Source organism: Leuconostoc falkenbergense (assembly GCF_045801155.1).
GTDB classification, from domain to species: domain Bacteria; phylum Bacillota; class Bacilli; order Lactobacillales; family Lactobacillaceae; genus Leuconostoc; species Leuconostoc falkenbergense.
This window is the reverse complement of sequence record NZ_CP174386.1, coordinates 1,127,060-1,144,781: the sequence shown is the minus strand read 5'-3', so window position 1 is coordinate 1,144,781 and position 17,722 is coordinate 1,127,060. Positions and strand designations below refer to the sequence as shown.

Sequence of the window (17,722 nt, the reverse complement as noted above, 5' to 3'; positions counted from 1 at the left end):
ACTATGGCAATCAACATTGAACAAGTCAAGCGCCGTCGAACGACAGCGCAACCTAGACGTCCAAATTTCCATCGTTTGAAAAGGCACCATCCAATTCTAAAAACACTGTTATTAGCCATGATTGGCATCTTAATTGTCACTGGTGCTGTGATTTATGTAACCATACGCAGTGGCAAACAGCGCAGAAAGTTCAAAAAGCTAGTCATAAGGCTGTTGCGAAAGCAAAGAAACAACCTGTTGTCAAAGCAAGTCAGGTCAAACAAGTGGCGGCACAGAAAAGTGTCAAACCTGATTACTCAGGGACTGGCGGCTTATCTAGCAAAGAAGATATGTTGAAACTAGCCCAAAGCAATCAAGCTGAAATCCTACGTGGAAATGTGGCTGTGCCTAGTTTTAGCATTAGTGAGCCAATCTATGAAGGCACTAGTAACCACGTCTTAGCCATTGGTGCGGGCATGAATGCACCTAATCTAAAGTTTGGAACTGGATTAGTGCCAATATTTGCTCACAATATGGGTGACTATAACGCCGTGTGGCCATACCATCCTACCAAGTTTAGTGCGCTACAAAACATGACTGAAAAAACCATCATCGGAAAAGATATTTATCTCTCTGATGGTCATACAGTTTATCGTTATAAAGCGACCAAATTGGATTATGGTATCGCTGTGGGCGTGATGAATCAAGAATTAGCTGTTGAGAACACAGGCAAACCAAAAGTTAAATTGGTTGCTTGTTTGGAAGATCAAGAATTTTGGCAGCAGGTTAAAGCGAGTCACTACACAAATTTCACCGCTAAAAAGCGAATCGTGCTAACGGGGGAATTAGTTGGTCAACAATCAATTAATTCCCTGGACAGCAGCTTAAAGCAACAATTGCAATAAAACTAATTTAATTATAGGGGGTGGCAAATCACCACCCTCCAAAAATCGGAAGAGAGAATATTTATTATGTCACATAACATTAAACACAAACTACGCAATCGTATTTTTGAAGGCGCAGCCATTGCCACAATCATGATTCCAATGGCTTCACCAATCATTGCACATGCCACAGATACTCCAACGCCTGTAAAAGTCTCTACAACTGGGACAAAAGTGAAAATTGATGACGCGGCTTTGCAAAAAGCTATTGCTAATGCCAAAGCTGCTGGCGTGGACTTAACGCAAGAAAAGACTGATACACAAACAGTTAAATCTAGCGAAGTCGCATCCGCTAAAACAAAAATCACTGATGGTTACAAGACACAGGTTTCAACGCTTGAAGCTGCTACTAAAAAGCAGACCACCGCTAACACTGACTACGCTACCAAAGAGGCGCAATATCAAAAAGATTTAGCTCAGTATAACAAAGATGAAGCCGCCTATGAGGCAGAAATTGCTAAACATAAAGATGATACGCCAATCGCTGACAAGAATGGTATTAAGGTCTACGGTGACTATAATGAAGCTGGTAAAGGCTCACTAGATTACTACAAAAACTTTGATGTTGTCGTTGATGGTTCAAAGGTCAAAGACTTTGCATCTGTTTCTGATTTAGGTTGGAACAAAGATAGTAAGGTCACTGCAATTGGTAAAACACAAGTTTTGAAGACTGACAGCACGAACTTTAATGCCCCTTCAAAGGATATGTACTTAATTAAGGATTTCAATAAGGGACAACAGTTCAAGATTGAAAACGTTGGAACGGACAAGATTACAGGTAAAAAAATCAACGCGATCATTACCTTTACCAATACGGTTAAAAGTACCAGCTCTGATTCACATTACCTAGCCGTTGGTAAGCAAGATATGGATGGTCAAACTAATGATTCTGTCCGTTTTGAATATCTTAATACCGATGGGGTCAAGACTAAAATCAATTATGAATACTCTGATGGTAAAGCGGCCAATTTGGTAACTGCATTCGCCATTGGTGACGTCGATGTCTTACAAGGTATGCAGACTGACTATGGTAATGTCACGCAATTGAGTCCCAAAGACAATGGTCTAGAGATTGACAAGAATGCCCCTTCTGGATTGTTTGGCACTTATACGACAAGTGCTGCTGGTTTGGATGGTTTTAACGACACGCCGCTTGGAACGGTCGGTTTAGTAGGAACTGGTTCAAGCTTCACGTATAACTTCTTTGATGAATACACTAAGAATGCCAGCAAAGCAGATACGACGGCAAGCAATGTTATTACAGAAAAGGGTGGCTTAGTTAATGCCTGGAAGGCTTTGGGAACACAATATAACCTCTTTGGTTCCTCTGCGGCTCTAAATGTCGTGACACCACCCGTTAAGCCAACACCACCAACAAAGGAAACGGTTAAGGCTAGTTACAAGCTCAGCGAATTATACACAACGCCAGAGCCACACAAGTCAGAAACAGATGATAGTGGCAAGGACAACAATGGTCAAAATGTGAAACCAGGTGAAACTTTGCATTATAAGTTAACGTGGGATTTGAAAGGACTCGAAGCTATTGACGTGGATAAGGATACTTTAGCTAAGGGCCTGTCATTCATGGATGATTATGATGAGACTAAGCTAGATATTACTGATCAAACTAAAAAAGATTTCACTGTCATTGATGCTAAAACACAAAAGTCAGTGATGGATGAACTCTCACAAGATTGGGATATCAAGAACGGTAAGTGGACATTGAAGGCCAAGAACGTGCAAGACTTTTTGACTAATCATGCAGGTCATGAACTGACAATCACGTTTAATCCAGTGGTTAAAAAGGATGCCACGGGGACGGTGACAAACACTGCGGTTCAAAATGACTTTGGTCAGGATTTTGATACTGAAACAGTGAAGAATCCAATCACGCCTGATACGCCAAAGCCAGATACACCATCAACACCTAATACAAGTTATGGTGAAGCGCCAAAGGGTGGGTTATATGGGGCGATTGCAGCGATTGCACTAGCAGGCGCCGGCTTTGGATTCCGCAAGCCAATCAAGAAGTGGTTCCACAAATAACAACTTTTAACAGTGCCTAAGGGCATTGTTTTTTTGTTTTGTCCTTATCATTTGTCCTTATCAATTGATAAAATAATGAACAATACACCTTGTTTTGTTCTTCACAAAGTGGTATATTTAAGAGGTTCAGAAGAGGTCTTGACATGCAATATCAGTAGTTTTCTTTCAGAATTATTACAGTTAAGCTGCAAGAAATTATCATATCTCACTTCATATATTTTACTGTTGTTGCATGGCTTTTCAGAACATTTTTCCTAAGTTAAACAGTGAATCTTTACGCCAGATTTACTGCGCAAATAAAGCCGTCCATGGATGGCTTTTTTGTGTGTTTATATAAACAAGCGCACTTGTCAAGCCAGATAGACGTAGAAAATTGACGGCGATTAGGTAAATTGATTAGCGCCATAATATGAGAAAATAAACCAATATTTTTAGTTAAAATCAAGTCTATTTTCAATGTCAATATCAGTCTAATGGCTAATATAAATGTACATATAAGATAAACATACATACGCTTATGTTAGCCATTATATACACAAGTATATAGATGTATATATACATCAATATGTTAGCCAATATACTCGTGTTATACACACTAACATAAATACATTACCTACGTCTTAAAACCTTGTTATAACAATATTTGCGCAGTTGTTCACTTTTGTTTTTCTTAACATTTTAACTATTGACCGAATGTCAATTTTATAGTCTTATTGAGAGAAGGAATAATTGCCACATGACTAAGAAAAATCCTAATTCCAAATACGCTCGTTTAGATTTTAGTGAACGTGTCACTATAAAAAATATGATCGATGACGGTAAAACAAATGCCGAAATTGCTCGCAAGCTAAACCGACCTCGGGCTACCATTACACATGAATTGCAGCGTAATGCCCGTGTCATGACTTGGCGTGGCAAAAAGAAAATATTGCGCCATACATACGAACCTGTGCAAGCAACTAGACGTGCTGAGTATTACCAGTCAAAGGCGCATCATTCACAGCCCAAAATCACACCTAAAAAGCGCGAAAAGATTGATTACTATCTCAAAAAGAAACATTGGTCGCCAGAACAAATTGCACACGGTGTGCCACGTATTGACGTCTGCACACGGACAATCTATAACTGGATACTTAATCGCAACCTGAGTGCGACATTAAATGATTTACCGCTTAAAGGCAAAAGACGCAGGCATCTAAGAGCCAAACCAGTTAATCCAGAACATAAACGGATGATGATTGAAACGCGTTCAATTCACAACCGTCCAGAAGTCATCAATAATCGCTCAACATTTGGTCACTGGGAAATTGATGGGGTGATGAGTCCTCAAGATTCCCAATCTTTTGTGATCACATTTGTAGAGCGAAAAACACGTTTTATGGTTGGTGTCAAAGCAAAGAGTAAGAATTCAGAAGATGTTAAAACAGCCATAGATACCTTCATGTCAAGGTTTGAGAACGTTTGTGACAGTATCACATGTGATCGTGGCACAGAATTCACCAGTAGTTTATTTATTTACAGCATTGAAGATACGTACGGCAAAAAGTTATATTACGCTGATCCACAATCACCAGGTCAACGCGGTACCAATGAGCGCATGAATCGCGAATTAAGGCGTGTATTTCCTGCTGGGTATGACTTTACTAAGATTACTCAACGTAAGCTCCAAAACGCCATTCAGGACATCAATGAGCGTCCTAGAAATGTGCTCAGGTTCAAAACACCTGAAAAAGTCTTTACTAAGCGAATCATGGCAGCTTAATCATCAATAGATGCTAAAAACCGCTAATTGTTAAGACAGTTCAAAGTCAATAGCTTTGGGCTGCATTTTTGCGTATAATAATAACCAGATAAACACGAATTAAGTGCTTGAATGGCTTAAAAAAGTCAAAATGACAATGCAAAAACTAAATATGCGACCAACATTAAACATCAAAAATAAATTATGGTAGCTAAAATTTAGAAACGCAAAACCACAAATAGCACAAAAACAGTCTTTGTAATCAGATTGTAAACAAATCCGCTATCACAACAGCGTCAACGGATTAGCCAAATTAAAATCAATTTTTTTGGATTATTTGTTACTTTGGGGGTTGACCGGAGTCTGTAGAATAATAAGCATAAGGTTTGATATAGGAGATGAAATACTTCTGTAACATACCTTGTGCTTATATTTTTGTCAAAAAGGCATACCTTATTAAGAAAACCTAAAAATGCAAATAAGCACAAAAAAAAAGATCAGCCGGTGGCTAGTTGATTATGTACTTTGAAAACTAGATACAAAAATTGATTGTTATAAAATAATGTCTGGACAACCTTATTAAAAAATCAACTTTACTTAACTAATCTTCAATAAGACAATTGTAAAGTATTTTGTGAATTATAGCAATCATGGTTGGCTTTATATTAGCTAACTCGGAGCCTCTAAAAGAGTGAAGAGATAACAGTCTAGGACAGTTACGATAATCAAAGTGATTTGTTGCTCCGTTAGAAAAAATCTCAGTACCAATGCGATGTGTGCACACAATGGCATGTATGTTACACCAAAGGTTCTGAGTCGTGAAAACAACAAAAGTGTGAGAGACTATACATGTACAGAGATATAGTCAGTATGATTTGTTGAATAACGTGCCATGTATTGATTTTTGGTAAAAAAATAATGTTACAGAACTATTGGTATACAGAAAACAACCAACGAGATTTAAAAATTGATATTTTTATATGTTTTCTGATAATTGTCATTAAAAAAGTGATAATTATTGATGTAACAAAAATTATGCTTTCATCGATATACCAAAATATTCAAAAAGATTAGAAGTAACATATTATTTAAAACTAAAAAATAACGATATTATATTTAACTGAGTATTGTTTGTACAATATCACGAATTCTAGTTGTATCATAGTTTCGATATTCTAAATAAATAAAAGTGTCTCTATAGTTAGATCGTGGATAGGTTCTTGTGTCAACAGCATGCTTAATTATTTTTTTTAGGATGTTAAAAAGTTCAACATCCTGTGTGTCGCACAAAACAATGGATAGTTCAAATATTTCAGGTATTAATAGTTCTTCGAATGGTATATTTTTTAATTCTGCTTTAACTCTATCCTCAATTTTTAATTTTGTTTTTCCATTACTATTTATGTAGAATATGAACAAAGAGTACCAGTTTATGTTAGAAACGTCATCAGAATTTACATTAACATTTGTTTGTTCGTTTTCAATATATTTCTTCATCCTGTAATTACTAGGTTGTAAATATTTTTTAATTTCTACCCATTCGTCATGCCATTTATCAATGCCAACATATTTTGAAATGCACAGGGCAGATAATGTTTTCAAAGGTATTACCAAATCCTTCACTTTTCCAGAAACATTATAAAATGGGGTCAATGGATACTCCATAATATCCATAGTAGATACCATTCTTCCATGAGCAATACTATTTCTTAACTTAATTAAATTATCAACGAGAAAATCCGTGCTTTCATCTAGTAATCCATGCTGGTTAAGAAAAAACTTTATTTTATCACTGAAATGTAATTCAGTACCTACTAATATTTCCCTAGTAATCTTCAATTTTTCTTTCACCTTTGTCTCGACTGCGTTATTCGAATAAAAACTCTTTTTTCTAAAAAAATCAGTTAATAGCTGTTCAAGAGTATTGTTGATATCGTCGTTGTAGCTTTTTCTAACAGTGTTTGATATTAATTCAAAGATGTGCATGTAATTCAGAATAGCTTCATCTAAATAAAGAACAGATGCGTCATCAGCATTAAGTAGATAATTTGCTTTGTTCCATTTATCTAATGCAGAAGCAATTAAAAAAGTCTCTGCATCTAGGGAAGATATTATCTTATTTAAAATTATTGTATTATCAAATGTTTCAATACGAAAGAAACTTTCTACTGATGAATGAAATTTTTTTTGGTTGGTAGTATTACTTGACTGAAAATTAATATCATATACTGTAATTGGAGATCCAACTAGGAAAGAAATCGCATCCAGTAATAATATTAATTTAGGTCTCAATTCAGCTGCTGGTGAGGAAACAGATTGGATTAGTGTTGTGTTCGTAATTTCTTGATAACAATTGAATACAAGTTGATCTTTTTGTGTAAAAACTTCAATATTTTGAAACATAAAATAACAAGAAAATTCTGGTGGCTGAGTTTCTAACGAAGATTTATTGATAATATATTTATGCTGATATAACATGGTAAATTCCTTTCAAGCAGTATATTATCATATATTTGTTTTTGTTACTAAAAATTTTTTTAAAATTATTGTAACAAGCAAGTTATTTGCACAGGTTTTTCTAATGGCCAAACAAAAGGATATTTTAAAAAGTAGTCAGAAGTCAATAACAAATCGTAATTACTAAATGTTATATTGGGTTACGTGAAACTATAAGCATATGGTTTGCTCAAAAGTCAATAAATTGGAATATTTTATGCAGATAATTATTCCTCTTTTGAAAATCTGGTGCAATTATAGAAATGGAAATAACATAACCAAATATTAAGTTAAATATTATCAAATAATGAGTAAACAGGATAAAAACGTTCTGTTTGCTCTTTTATATTAAAGAAAGAAGAGGTGTTTTACATTATGGTTAATAAGTTTGGTAGTTTATCACTACAAGGAAAAAGTATCGGAGAGCTCACATTTGCTGGGCGCAATTTAGTTGGCGCAAATGCTGATGTAGCAGTGGCAATGTTGAATGTGAATAATACATTGAATACCGAAAACGTCACACCACAGGCTGGCTTTGATTTTAGTATGGCTTTTGGTACACCACTAAAACTGATCGATGCAAAAATTATTGCTGGTACTGCTCGCAGTAACCAAAGAAATGGCGCTCGTGTTGCCACTAAGACTGGTACTTTGTTACCTATGTCTGATGCTAAAACAGACACTTTGCCTGAAGAAGAATACGATGCCGTATTCGTATCAGGTAAAGACAAGACACCACATGGACGTGTGCGTAGTGCTGATGCGTTTGATAGTCATGATTTAGTATTGTTTAGGGTCACACCTAACTATAAAACTGACAATCGTGGCGAAGTTGCTCGTGATGATTACGATGAACCAATAATTTCAAATTATCAGTTCAACTTTATCCAACAAAGCAAATCAGGCGATGTTGGCAATGACGATAACATTGTCCGTATTTTGGTTGACCCAGCAGAAAGTGAACGCTTGCAAGCTGGTTTGAAGCCGGGGGACAAGTTAGTGCCAAAAGGTTTGAAGTTTGCATTTGCTGGTAATGATGCCACTGATTGGACGGTGTATGCTGACACGTTAGTTGCACTTGATGAAAAGGCAACAGAAAAGCCAGCATCAAGTCAAAGTAAGACAACGACTAATCAAGCTGACAAAGCAAAAAGTTAATAGGATATATATATAGGAATTATATATTTAACTTCGTAGAAATGGATGGGTATGAGCGAATTATTTTATCCTCACTTTCATTGTCAGAAAGGTTTTTAATCGGGTGTGATTTATAAGTGCTGCACCTCTAAAAACAATGCGAAATTGTTTTGGTAACAAGTTAATTTACATTAAATAAATTAATAATAGAAAAATGATGCAATATTTTTTGTATTGTGCAATAATACTGGTTGAGTTAAAAATAAATAGTATTGGAAGTTATAAAATGTTAAAAGAAAATCAGTCAAAGTGGTCTTCGGCTGGTGCGCTAATTGCAATAGGCATAGTATTCGGTGATATTGGAACTTCGCCACTATATACAATGAATTCTATCTTGAATAGTGCAAAAAGCGCCCATAATCTTGACACTTTTGTTATTGGTTCTGTTTCATTAGTATTTTGGACTTTAATGTTAATTACTACTATTAAGTACGTTATCATAGCTTTGCAAGCTGACAACCATGGTGAGGGTGGTATCTTTGCTCTATACAGCAGAGTTAAAAAACCTAATAAAAAATGGCTATTATTACCAGCTTTAATTGGTGGGGCAGCTTTGTTAGCCGACGGAACATTGACTCCAGCAGTTACAGTTACTACAGCTATAGAGGGCTTAAAGGGGCAAGGAATAGGCGAATTTATTTTTCCAAATAATCAAACCATAGTTTTGTTTGTAGTGACTGTGATTTTATTAATTGTTTTCACATTCCAAAAAGCTGGTACAAAAAAAATCGGAAAAATTTTTGGACCCGTCATGCTTACTTGGTTCTTGTTTATTGGTTTTTTTGGTCTAGTTAACATCTTTAGTGATCTATCAATCCTTAAAGCTCTGTCACCAACATATGCCATTGCTGTTCTATTTAGTCCTGAGAACAAGACTGGAATTTTTATTTTAGGAAGCGTTTTTTTAGCTACCACTGGTGCTGAAGCGCTATATTCTGACATGGGTCATGTTGGTAAGCATAACATTTATGTTAGTTGGATTTTTGTCTACACCATGCTAATCCTGAATTATATGGGACAGGGTGCCTGGATTATGTCTCATGCTAATCAAGAAAATCTGTTGATGCAATCGTCTAATCCATTTTTCGAGATTTTACCCAGTGGGTGGCGGATTTTTGGAGTGGTAATGGCCGCTTTAGCAGCAATCATTGCTTCTCAAGCTCTCATTTCTGGGGCATACACTTTAGTCAGTGAAGCCATTAATTTAAAGGTCATTCCTCGTTTGCGTACTTTTTACCCTAGTGAAGCAAGAGGGCAAATGTACATTGGTACTGTGAACTGGCTACTATGCATTATAGGTTTGATTATTGTATGGGCATTCCAAACTTCTCATAACATGGAAGCTGCTTATGGACTTTCAATTACAATAACAATGCTGATGACAACGTTGTTACTGTATCAATTTATTAAGCAAGAAATGAAAAATAAAATTTTGGCTTTCTTTTTTGTGGTCATCTTTGGAATGATTGAAACCGTATTTTTGATAGCAAGTCTTGGTAAATTTTTACATGGTGGTTATGTAACATTGATTATAATGGTTGCTATTTTAAGCGTTATGATGATTTGGTTCTATGGTAATAAACGTCGTGAGGCCATATCTCAACAAAATGATTATCTTTCTTTAAAAGATTACAGAAAACAACTTATTAATTTGTCGAAAGATAATGAAGAGCCAATCTTTGCTTCGAATTTAGTTTATATTGTAAATATTCATCAAAACTACATGCTAAAAAGAAACATCATATACTCTATCCTAGGCTCAAAACCTAAAAGAGCTGAAACATACTGGTTTGTTACTATACGTTCATCAAACGATCCGTATGAAAAAAGCTATTCAGTCGATATGTTGGGTACTAACAATATCGTACATGTTACGTTAAACATTGGATTTAAAGTTGAACCACAAGTTAACATGTACATGAAGCAAATTGCCAATAATCTTGTTAAACAAAATATTATAAAACCACAGTTTCCTAAATATACGCTTAATAAGCGAGGAACTGTTGGAGAATTTAAGTATATTATGGCGAACCAAAATTATGAAGATTTACTTAATCTACCAGACATTCATACTTGGGATCGCTTTATTATATCTGGTAGATTATGGCTGCAATCACATACTGTTAAACCAAGTAGTTTTTATGGGCTAGAAGTGAGTGATGTACTGGAAGAAACAGTGCCATTATTTATTAAAGATTCAAACAAAAGTAAAATTAAACTTATTCAAAACGAGGTTAAAAATGTCATCAAACCTGAATAAAATTAAAATCAAATTTTATTAATTTGAGTTAGTGGCTGGGCTGACAGGATTGCTGTTCAGTAAATTTAATAGAAAGGTTAAAAGGCTGATTAAATAATCAGTCTTTTTTAGTTGTTACAATGACACAAAAAATGATTTATTTTAGCTTTATGTTTGGGGTTTGGCTCGTCTATGTCGGGTCTATGTTCCCTATATTTTTACTCTTTACGAGTTTGGGTCAATCACTACATGTTGCTATGATAGTTGCCAGTGTTGTGCCCTTTTTATTTATTATCGTTCAGCGAACCTTTAGGGGTTTAAATTTAATCAATCAATTACAAAAGAATATTTGAGAGAAAGGGTAGGTTACTAAATTAGTAGCCTTTTTTATTTAAAAATTATGCAAAATTCACAAACTTATAAGTTGTACAAGTCAGGTAAGTTGTGGGTAATCGGAGCCGTTGCAGTAGCTGGAGTTGCTGTGAGTGCTAACACTACACAAGTTAGTGCTGATACTGTACCAACCACAACTGATACTAGTACAGCACAATCAGTACAAGCAACGACAAAGGCGTTGCCACAAGTTAAGGCGGTTGTATTAAGTGCTTCAACTGATGTTGTGAGTGATGCTAGTTCAACCGTAGATGACGGTACGACCGTTGACAATGGTGGGACATCAAACAATGACGGCACCGCAGTAGACAATGGTGGTTCTTCATCATCTGATAATGGCGGTTCAAGTTCATCAAGTGACAACGGTGGCAGTTCTTCGTCTGACAATGGTGGTTCATCATCAAGTAACAATGGTGGCGGTTCAAGCTCATCAACTGATGATGGTACAATCGTTGATAATGGCGGTTCAAGCTCATCAAGTGATAACAGTGGTAGTTCTTCATCATCTGATAATGGCGGTTCAAGCTCATCAAGTGATAACAGTGGTAGTTCTTCATCATCTGATAATGGCGGTTCAAGCTCATCAAGTGATAACAGTGGTAGTTCATCATCTGATAACGGTGGTTCAAGTTCTTTATCAGATAACAATGGTTCTTCATCAAATGGTGGCGGTACGGATAGTTCAACGACTGGTGGCAATGGCTCATCAAGCGACAATAACACCGTTCCACTAACACCAACAACGCCTGATACAAACAATCAAGGCGAAGTTAATCATGTTAAGCCAGTTGAAGTAACACCTGATAATTCAGGAAACGTTGTTGATGTGCCAACACAAGTTGCTAGTGTACCTAGTGTTGCTCGTGCAGTTGAAGCCTATAATCAGGCATTAACTGCTAACGACAAAGATGCGACAAAAGCACCAGTTGTTGAAGCAAAGCAAAAACTTGATGATGCCGTAGCTAAGGCATTGCCATTAACACATGCCACAGAAAAGTCATCTATGGGTGGTAATGGTATCTTAGCATTGGCAATGTCCGGTCTAGTAGCTTTGGGTGGTTTGATTTACAAGCGTAAGCATCTGTAATAATGTGATGTAAAAATAGCGAAAGGGGGTGTGAAATGCGTGGTCTCCCAAAACTCAAAGTGAATTTTGAGTATGAAAAGAAACAAAAAGAAAAAGCGGTAAAAATTCCAAAAGCACATGTTTATAATTTGAGCAAAGTACGTAAAATTGTTGTTGGTCTATTGATTATCTTAGTGCTTTATTTTGCCTATGTTTTAGTTTTAGCCAATGGTGTAGCGATTAAAAACCGTGAATTAAGGCATAACATTACTAGTCTTACGACCAGACTTGATAAAGCTAGTGCTGGGACAACCAGTTATAACCCAATTGTGGGTCAATACTTGGCAAACTTTGTGACCGCTTATTACACGTTTGATAAGACCAAAAATGATGCTTGGTTAGATAAGGTTACACCTTATTTTGCTAAGAATGTCACTTTATCATCATCGACCAATACCGAAGATATGAAGCTGTTACAAGCTAAATTGAACGGTATTTTTACTGTGGATAGTATCAAAACGGCACAATATAATCTCACAATTGATAATGATGGTAAGCAGAACGCTATGACCGTTAATGTACCTTATACACAAGATAATGATAAATTGACTGTGATTGGTTTACCTTATGTGGCTAATGAGATTGATAGTGTTGGTCAAGTGGGTAAAGCTAGATTTGATAAGACTGGTAAAACAATCAATGACGAAGCGATCACGGCAAAGGTTCAAAAGTTTACCAAACAATTCGTGCAAAAATATGTCTCTAGTTCAACTAAGGATATGTCGTTGTTCATGAATAACCCTGTGGGCTTAGATAATGCAGTAGATTTGGTTAGTCTTGATGATAGCGATATTAAGGTAACTGGTTCGGCAGATAAACCAATTGTCATTACTAAAATCACGGTTAAAGTACATGGTTCAGATATTACGCAAGTGCAGACAATTTACTTAGAACTTAAAAAACAAAATTCTACGTATTTTGTCACAAAGTTTTTACAGGCTTAGAAAGGGGGTATCAGATTGGACTTTTATAATTCAATTAAACCTTTATTGTTAGTTGGTACAGTTGTTATTGCTGGTGGACGTGCGTTAATGCATTATGGCAAAAATGAATCTAAAGATATGTGGATGTCAATTTTTATTGGTGCATTAGTGTATTTCTTCGTCAATGGACCGCAAAATAGTTTACAGGCGTTTAGTGGTATTTTGAATGCTTTGCTAAATTGGGTTAAGGGTATTGGTGGTTAAGATGTTTAATTATCGACGAGTTTATATCAATTCAGCGAAGTTTAGTAAGATTGGTAAGGGTATGCGTTTGCCAATAATGGTTGATACCAGATTTCTGTATCTGTTTTCAATCACGTTAATCATCACGGCTTTCATTAGTTATGTCATAGGTTGGTTTCACATGCAGTATCTTAGTTTAGGGTTTGGGTTAATCATAGTCAGCGAAGTAGCTGTTTACTATTTAGACCGTCAACTTAAAAGAGATAATCTACCATTTGAAACAACAATCAGATATTTAGTGACTTATGTTTGGCAGTTTTGGTTTCGAAAAAATCAATTGTATCAGGGAAAGCGTGTTAATAGTAATTCAAAGCAGTACATGATACTGTAAGTAAAAAATTTTAAAGAGCATGGTTAAACATGCTTTTATTAAGGCATCGTCAATCAAACGATAGGGCAAGTTGGGGCAGTACCAGCAGATGCGTAAGAAATTCAAAAAGACAATGAGAAAGGTGGTGTGTTAAAATGGATATAACAAATCGAGATGTGAGAGAAATAACCATGTCAAAAAAGCCAAATAAAGAAAAATTACTTGACAAAGTAAAAGATGAAAAACCTGTTAAGTCCAAAATACTAACATTACCAATTCTTATTATCGGTTTTTTAGTTGTTGTTTTTGGAGCATACATGCTTTATGCAATGACACATATGCACGTTACAAGCAAAACAGAAACATCGACTGTTAAAACATCAAGTGGTTCAGAAAAAGCATCATCGAGTACCAAAAAATATGTTGCTGGTAAAGATTACAAAATCACTTATAATAACACAGATTTAATTGATAAGTCTACGATAACTAAAGCATTAGATGCTAATGGCTTGAATGATATTAACGATTTGATGGATACTTCCGAAGACGGTGGCGATATGGCAAAGGTTGAAGTCTACTACAACAAAGATAAAAATTTGTTGGTTGAGCGTTTGTTTAAGAACGGCTATAAAGGCGATGAAGATACGACTAGGGTTGTATATGACTTAACTCAAGGAAAGATACCAGACAACGGCGCAGATACAAATGTCTACTACCAACCGTCATGGCTAGTTTATACATGGGAAAGATTAACTAAATAATCTACACAACAAACATTTACAAAACTTGTAAGTGTTTTTTTATTGCACTTAGAAAGGAAAATGATGAAAAAATCAATTATATTATTACTTGTGATTGGTTCAATGCTTAGTTCACTGTTTGTCAGTAGCTTTGTGATTGCGCCACAACCTGTTTATGCCTTAACCGTTGATACACCAGCTTTAAGAAAAGCAAAACGTGAGTCGGATAAAGAAGCATTGGCAAAGGATAAGGCAAACGGCAAGTCAGTTTATGAAGGGACAACGCAACCTAGCTACGATGAAAAGAAAATCAAGGACAAATTAGGTAGAAACGATATTGATTGGATAAATAAAAATATTTCAAAAAATTTCACAGTTTATTATCAATCAGGGTCGTTGACTGATTTAGGGCTGAGTTCGGCGCATCTTGTAGCGAGTTTGTTTATGTCACTTAATCTCTATATCATCTATCCATTGTTTGATACAGCTTTATCAAAAATGTTTGATTTAACTAACATCACGCAAGGGATCAATGATATATTCTCAAACGTCCAACAATTTACCAAACAAACATGGGCTGGCGAAGTCTTTAAACAATTATTGTATACTGCTTTTGGTTTAGGTCTTGTTTGGGTCTTTATCCAAAGTGTTAAAAGTGGCGCTGGTTTGAAAGCCATTTTATCAGTTTTGTTAGTAGCTATTATCGGTAGTGCTTGGATAAGTGCTGGTGGTACAGTCTTGACGAAAGTTAATGAATTCACGTCTACTGCACAGACTGCTATGTTTACTGAAACAAATAGTCAAACACAACAGTATACAGGTGTTGATACATTTGAAAAGTCAATAAGAAAAACTTTCTTTGAAAAGGCAGTCATTCGCCCTTACACATTAGCGAACTTTGGGACAACCAATTTAGATGCGAGCGAAAAAGACGGTTCGTATCGTCTAATTGGCGGGAAAGCGGATAGTAATGTTGTTGATGCCTTAGCAAAATCAAATGATTACCTCTCTAAAGATGGTGGTGAAGAATGGTATCAAGCATCTGTCGGTCTTATGGCGCCAATTATGTCACTAGCTTATGGTATACCATTGCTGATGATTGGTGTATTTAATTTGATATTGCAGTTAGGGGCTATTTTGCTTTATTACTTGTCACCATTCACAGTTTTAATTTCTCTTCTACCACGATTTTCAAACAGTGCTTTAAAAACTGGTTTAAGTGCGTTAGGTTTGTTATTCGCAAAAATCGGACTACTATTTGGCATTATGTTTGTTTCATGGGTTGGTACAGTCACTGATACGATTGTACCAGTTACAGGCAGTGCCAGTGCCTTACTTAATTCAATTGTGTATATCATTTTAATGGTTTTGCTTTGGAAAAATAAATCATTCCTAGTGCAAACAGTTACTGGTTCATCAATGGCAAATCAGGCTTTGAATAAAATTCAACTCACACAGGCAGGACAACGTGCAATGTTAGCTGGTAGTGAAATGGTCAACTCAACTAAGCATGGCTTAGAAAATGTCAAAGGCTTTAGTGGTCGTCATGCTAAAGACAAATCAGAAGACAAGTCAAAAGGTAAAGATGATGAAAACCGTGATAGACGTGGCAATGCACCTGATGAGCAAGAAATGCGTGAATTAGAAGAACAGCGCAGACAAGAACGTGCAGAACGTTTGGCTGATGAAGCAGAACGTCAACGTCAAAGAGATGCTGATGAAGAAAATATTGTTCCTGATAACTCTGCTTATGAAGATTATACGGATAGACGTGGCTATGGCGATGATGATGATTTGCCAACTTATAAACGCACACCTTATCTTATTCGGGACAAAGCCACAGAAGATAATCATGAAAAAGGTTCTAATGAGCCTGACAGGGCGTTTAATCGTGGTCGAGTATTAGATGACGAAAGCAGTGAAAAACTTGCTGAAAAGAGACGTGAAGCGCGTTCACAAGTTTTGAAGCCTAGTGCTACACCAAAATCAATACCAGTAGATGATAATAAATTGCAACAACGCAATTTTGATGAAGCCGTTCATCATCAAGAACAAATTACGCAAGATGAGGAAAAAGAATTAGATAAGGAGTTGTGATGCAAAAACAATTAGTGTCTCATTTCAAACATAAAATTTTGCTTTTCTTAGCGCCTTATTTAGCTTTTTTCTTAGTGCTGTTACTTATCGTAATGGCACTTTTTTATCAGGATAATAATAATGACTGTCAAAGTACAGATACCACAGTAACTGTTACAACAAATGCTGATAAAGAAGCAGTGGCTAAATCTTTACATGATAACTTAAAGAAAATATCAGGTGTGACCGAAGCTGGTATTGCTGGTTATTTAGCCAATACACAACACGAGAGTGGCTTTAATTCTAGCGTGATACAATCAAATGCGCCTTACAGTGATAGTCAAGCCATGAACCCTAAAGTAAGTGGTTACGCTTTTGGTCTTAATCAATGGGACAATTCAAGGCGTGTTGAGTTAATCAATTATGCTAAGTCTAAAAATAAACCGTGGACTGATGCAAGTGTGCAGTTCGATTTTGCGCTTAATCATGACGGCACAAACTCCGACCTATTAAAGCAAGGCCTGAAAATGACTAACATTGATGATGCCACAGAATTTTTAAGAGCTAAGTGGGAACGTGGTGGTGCTGGGACAACAGCTACTAGACAAAGCTATGCTCGTTCTTGGTATGCTAAGTTTTCCAATGGGTCATCAGATACAGCCGTTGATACAGCCACAACTGGTACGGAAACAACTCAAAATACTGACAATACAACTAATAATTCTAGTGGTTGCTCAACTAATGTTGCGCAAGGTATGGGGACTAGTGGTTCGCCAGTTAAAGAAATTCCTAGTGCCTATAAAAGCAAGATTAAGGACACGAATTTCACAGCCACGTCATCATCAAACACATATCCATTCGGACAATGTACTTGGTATACCTATAATCGTATGCAAGAATTAGGCACACCAGTAGAAAATGGTTTAGGCAATGGGGCTGATTGGGGTAAGAATGCTAAAGCTAAAGGATATAAAACTGATAGTCAGCCACATGTTGGCTGGGCAGTTAGTTTCTCACAAGGTGCAGACGGTGCAGACCCGACTTACGGACACGTAGCCGTAGTTGAAGCGATCAGTGATGATAAAACACATTTCTTAGTTAGTGAATGTAATGTTGTGGCATCTGGAACAGGTACAGTTAGTTTCCGTGAATTAACGGCAGGTCAAGGCGTAACCTTTATTCAAGGTAAGCAATAAAAATAGAAAGGTG

General features: G+C 36.2%; 15 protein-coding genes. 14 read left to right on the top strand and 1 reads right to left on the bottom strand.

The window, feature by feature from the left end:
- Positions 1-3 precede the first annotated feature (3 nt).
- The 4 genes from ACI3ES_RS05705 to ACI3ES_RS05690 all read left to right on the top strand — a co-directional run bounded on the left by ACI3ES_RS05705 (position 4) and on the right by ACI3ES_RS05690 (position 4,731).
- Entirely contained in the window at positions 4-336 is a 333-nt protein-coding gene (locus tag ACI3ES_RS05705; protein WP_242029815.1) for a hypothetical protein, read from the top strand.
- Positions 264-884, top strand: coding sequence for a class A sortase (locus ACI3ES_RS05700; protein ID WP_317211363.1), 621 nt, complete (start codon positions 264-266; stop codon positions 882-884). The genes ACI3ES_RS05705 and ACI3ES_RS05700 overlap by 73 nt, the downstream gene beginning before the upstream one ends.
- A 66-nt stretch (positions 885-950) precedes the next feature.
- Positions 951-2,969 (top strand): SspB-related isopeptide-forming adhesin, encoded by a 2,019-nt coding sequence (locus ACI3ES_RS05695; protein ID WP_185912995.1) that lies wholly within the window; start codon positions 951-953, stop codon positions 2,967-2,969.
- A gap of 736 nt (positions 2,970-3,705) precedes the next feature.
- Positions 3,706-4,731 carry an IS30 family transposase gene (locus tag ACI3ES_RS05690; protein WP_188354119.1) on the top strand — a complete coding sequence of 342 codons (1,026 nt, stop codon included), beginning with the start codon at positions 3,706-3,708 and terminating at the stop codon, positions 4,729-4,731.
- Positions 4,732-5,826: 1,095 nt separating this feature from the next.
- Here ACI3ES_RS05690 and ACI3ES_RS05685 read toward each other — a convergent pair.
- On the bottom strand, positions 5,827-7,188 hold the full coding sequence (locus tag ACI3ES_RS05685; protein WP_096639175.1) for a hypothetical protein: 1,362 nt from the start codon (positions 7,186-7,188) through the stop codon (positions 5,827-5,829).
- A 393-nt stretch (positions 7,189-7,581) separates the two neighbouring features.
- On the opposite strand from ACI3ES_RS05685, the gene ACI3ES_RS05680 reads away from it, so the two are divergent.
- The 10 genes from ACI3ES_RS05680 (at position 7,582) to ACI3ES_RS05635 (ending at position 17,709) form a co-directional block, all read left to right on the top strand.
- Positions 7,582-8,364, top strand: a complete 783-nt coding sequence (locus ACI3ES_RS05680) for a hypothetical protein (protein WP_188354118.1) — start codon at positions 7,582-7,584, stop codon at positions 8,362-8,364.
- 265 nt (positions 8,365-8,629) lie between these two features.
- Positions 8,630-10,663: a KUP/HAK/KT family potassium transporter gene (locus ACI3ES_RS05675; RefSeq protein ID WP_096639177.1), complete on the top strand. Its 2,034-nt coding sequence runs from the start codon at positions 8,630-8,632 to the stop codon at positions 10,661-10,663.
- Between the two features lie 119 nt (positions 10,664-10,782).
- Entirely contained in the window at positions 10,783-10,995 is a 213-nt protein-coding gene (locus ACI3ES_RS05670) for a hypothetical protein (RefSeq protein WP_096639178.1), read from the top strand.
- Between the two features lie 47 nt (positions 10,996-11,042).
- The gene (uasX, locus tag ACI3ES_RS05665) at positions 11,043-12,122 is read left to right on the top strand and encodes a serine-rich aggregation substance UasX (protein WP_407631940.1); all 1,080 of its coding nucleotides are present in this window, start codon (positions 11,043-11,045) and stop codon (positions 12,120-12,122) included.
- A gap of 35 nt (positions 12,123-12,157) precedes the next feature.
- Positions 12,158-13,105, top strand: coding sequence for a conjugal transfer protein (locus ACI3ES_RS05660; RefSeq protein WP_260157520.1), 948 nt, complete (start codon positions 12,158-12,160; stop codon positions 13,103-13,105).
- A 15-nt stretch (positions 13,106-13,120) separates the two neighbouring features.
- Complete coding sequence (locus ACI3ES_RS05655; protein ID WP_010385861.1) at positions 13,121-13,348, top strand: TcpD family membrane protein; 228 nt, start codon at positions 13,121-13,123, stop codon at positions 13,346-13,348.
- 1 nt (position 13,349) lies between these two features.
- Positions 13,350-13,718 carry a hypothetical protein gene (locus ACI3ES_RS05650; RefSeq protein WP_036086843.1) on the top strand — a complete coding sequence of 123 codons (369 nt, stop codon included), beginning with the start codon at positions 13,350-13,352 and terminating at the stop codon, positions 13,716-13,718.
- 134 nt (positions 13,719-13,852) lie between these two features.
- Positions 13,853-14,458, top strand: a complete 606-nt coding sequence (locus tag ACI3ES_RS05645) for an alanyl-tRNA synthetase (protein WP_317211385.1) — start codon at positions 13,853-13,855, stop codon at positions 14,456-14,458.
- A 63-nt stretch (positions 14,459-14,521) separates the two neighbouring features.
- On the top strand, positions 14,522-16,534 hold the full coding sequence (locus tag ACI3ES_RS05640; protein WP_317211434.1) for a CD3337/EF1877 family mobilome membrane protein: 2,013 nt from the start codon (positions 14,522-14,524) through the stop codon (positions 16,532-16,534).
- On the top strand, positions 16,534-17,709 hold the full coding sequence (locus ACI3ES_RS05635; RefSeq protein WP_260157517.1) for a phage tail tip lysozyme: 1,176 nt from the start codon (positions 16,534-16,536) through the stop codon (positions 17,707-17,709). The genes ACI3ES_RS05640 and ACI3ES_RS05635 overlap by 1 nt, the downstream gene beginning before the upstream one ends.
- The last annotated feature ends 13 nt before the right edge of the window (positions 17,710-17,722 follow it).

Bases quoted from the DNA above. Each gene is read 5' to 3' on its own strand.
- ACI3ES_RS05705 (WP_242029815.1), top strand. From the start codon at position 4: ATGGCAATCAACATTGAACAAGTCAAGCGCCGTCGAACGACAGCGCAA.
- ACI3ES_RS05695 (WP_185912995.1), top strand. From the start codon at position 951: ATGTCACATAACATTAAACACAAACTACGCAATCGTATTTTTGAAGGC.
- ACI3ES_RS05690 (WP_188354119.1), top strand. From the start codon at position 3,706: ATGACTAAGAAAAATCCTAATTCCAAATACGCTCGTTTAGATTTTAGT.
- ACI3ES_RS05685 (WP_096639175.1), bottom strand. From the start codon at position 7,188: ATGTTATATCAGCATAAATATATTATCAATAAATCTTCGTTAGAAACT.
- ACI3ES_RS05680 (WP_188354118.1), top strand. From the start codon at position 7,582: ATGGTTAATAAGTTTGGTAGTTTATCACTACAAGGAAAAAGTATCGGA.
- ACI3ES_RS05675 (WP_096639177.1), top strand. From the start codon at position 8,630: ATGTTAAAAGAAAATCAGTCAAAGTGGTCTTCGGCTGGTGCGCTAATT.
- ACI3ES_RS05670 (WP_096639178.1), top strand. From the start codon at position 10,783: ATGACACAAAAAATGATTTATTTTAGCTTTATGTTTGGGGTTTGGCTC.
- uasX (WP_407631940.1), top strand. From the start codon at position 11,043: ATGCAAAATTCACAAACTTATAAGTTGTACAAGTCAGGTAAGTTGTGG.
- ACI3ES_RS05660 (WP_260157520.1), top strand. From the start codon at position 12,158: ATGCGTGGTCTCCCAAAACTCAAAGTGAATTTTGAGTATGAAAAGAAA.
- ACI3ES_RS05650 (WP_036086843.1), top strand. From the start codon at position 13,350: ATGTTTAATTATCGACGAGTTTATATCAATTCAGCGAAGTTTAGTAAG.
- ACI3ES_RS05645 (WP_317211385.1), top strand. From the start codon at position 13,853: ATGGATATAACAAATCGAGATGTGAGAGAAATAACCATGTCAAAAAAG.
- ACI3ES_RS05640 (WP_317211434.1), top strand. From the start codon at position 14,522: ATGAAAAAATCAATTATATTATTACTTGTGATTGGTTCAATGCTTAGT.
- ACI3ES_RS05635 (WP_260157517.1), top strand. From the start codon at position 16,534: ATGCAAAAACAATTAGTGTCTCATTTCAAACATAAAATTTTGCTTTTC.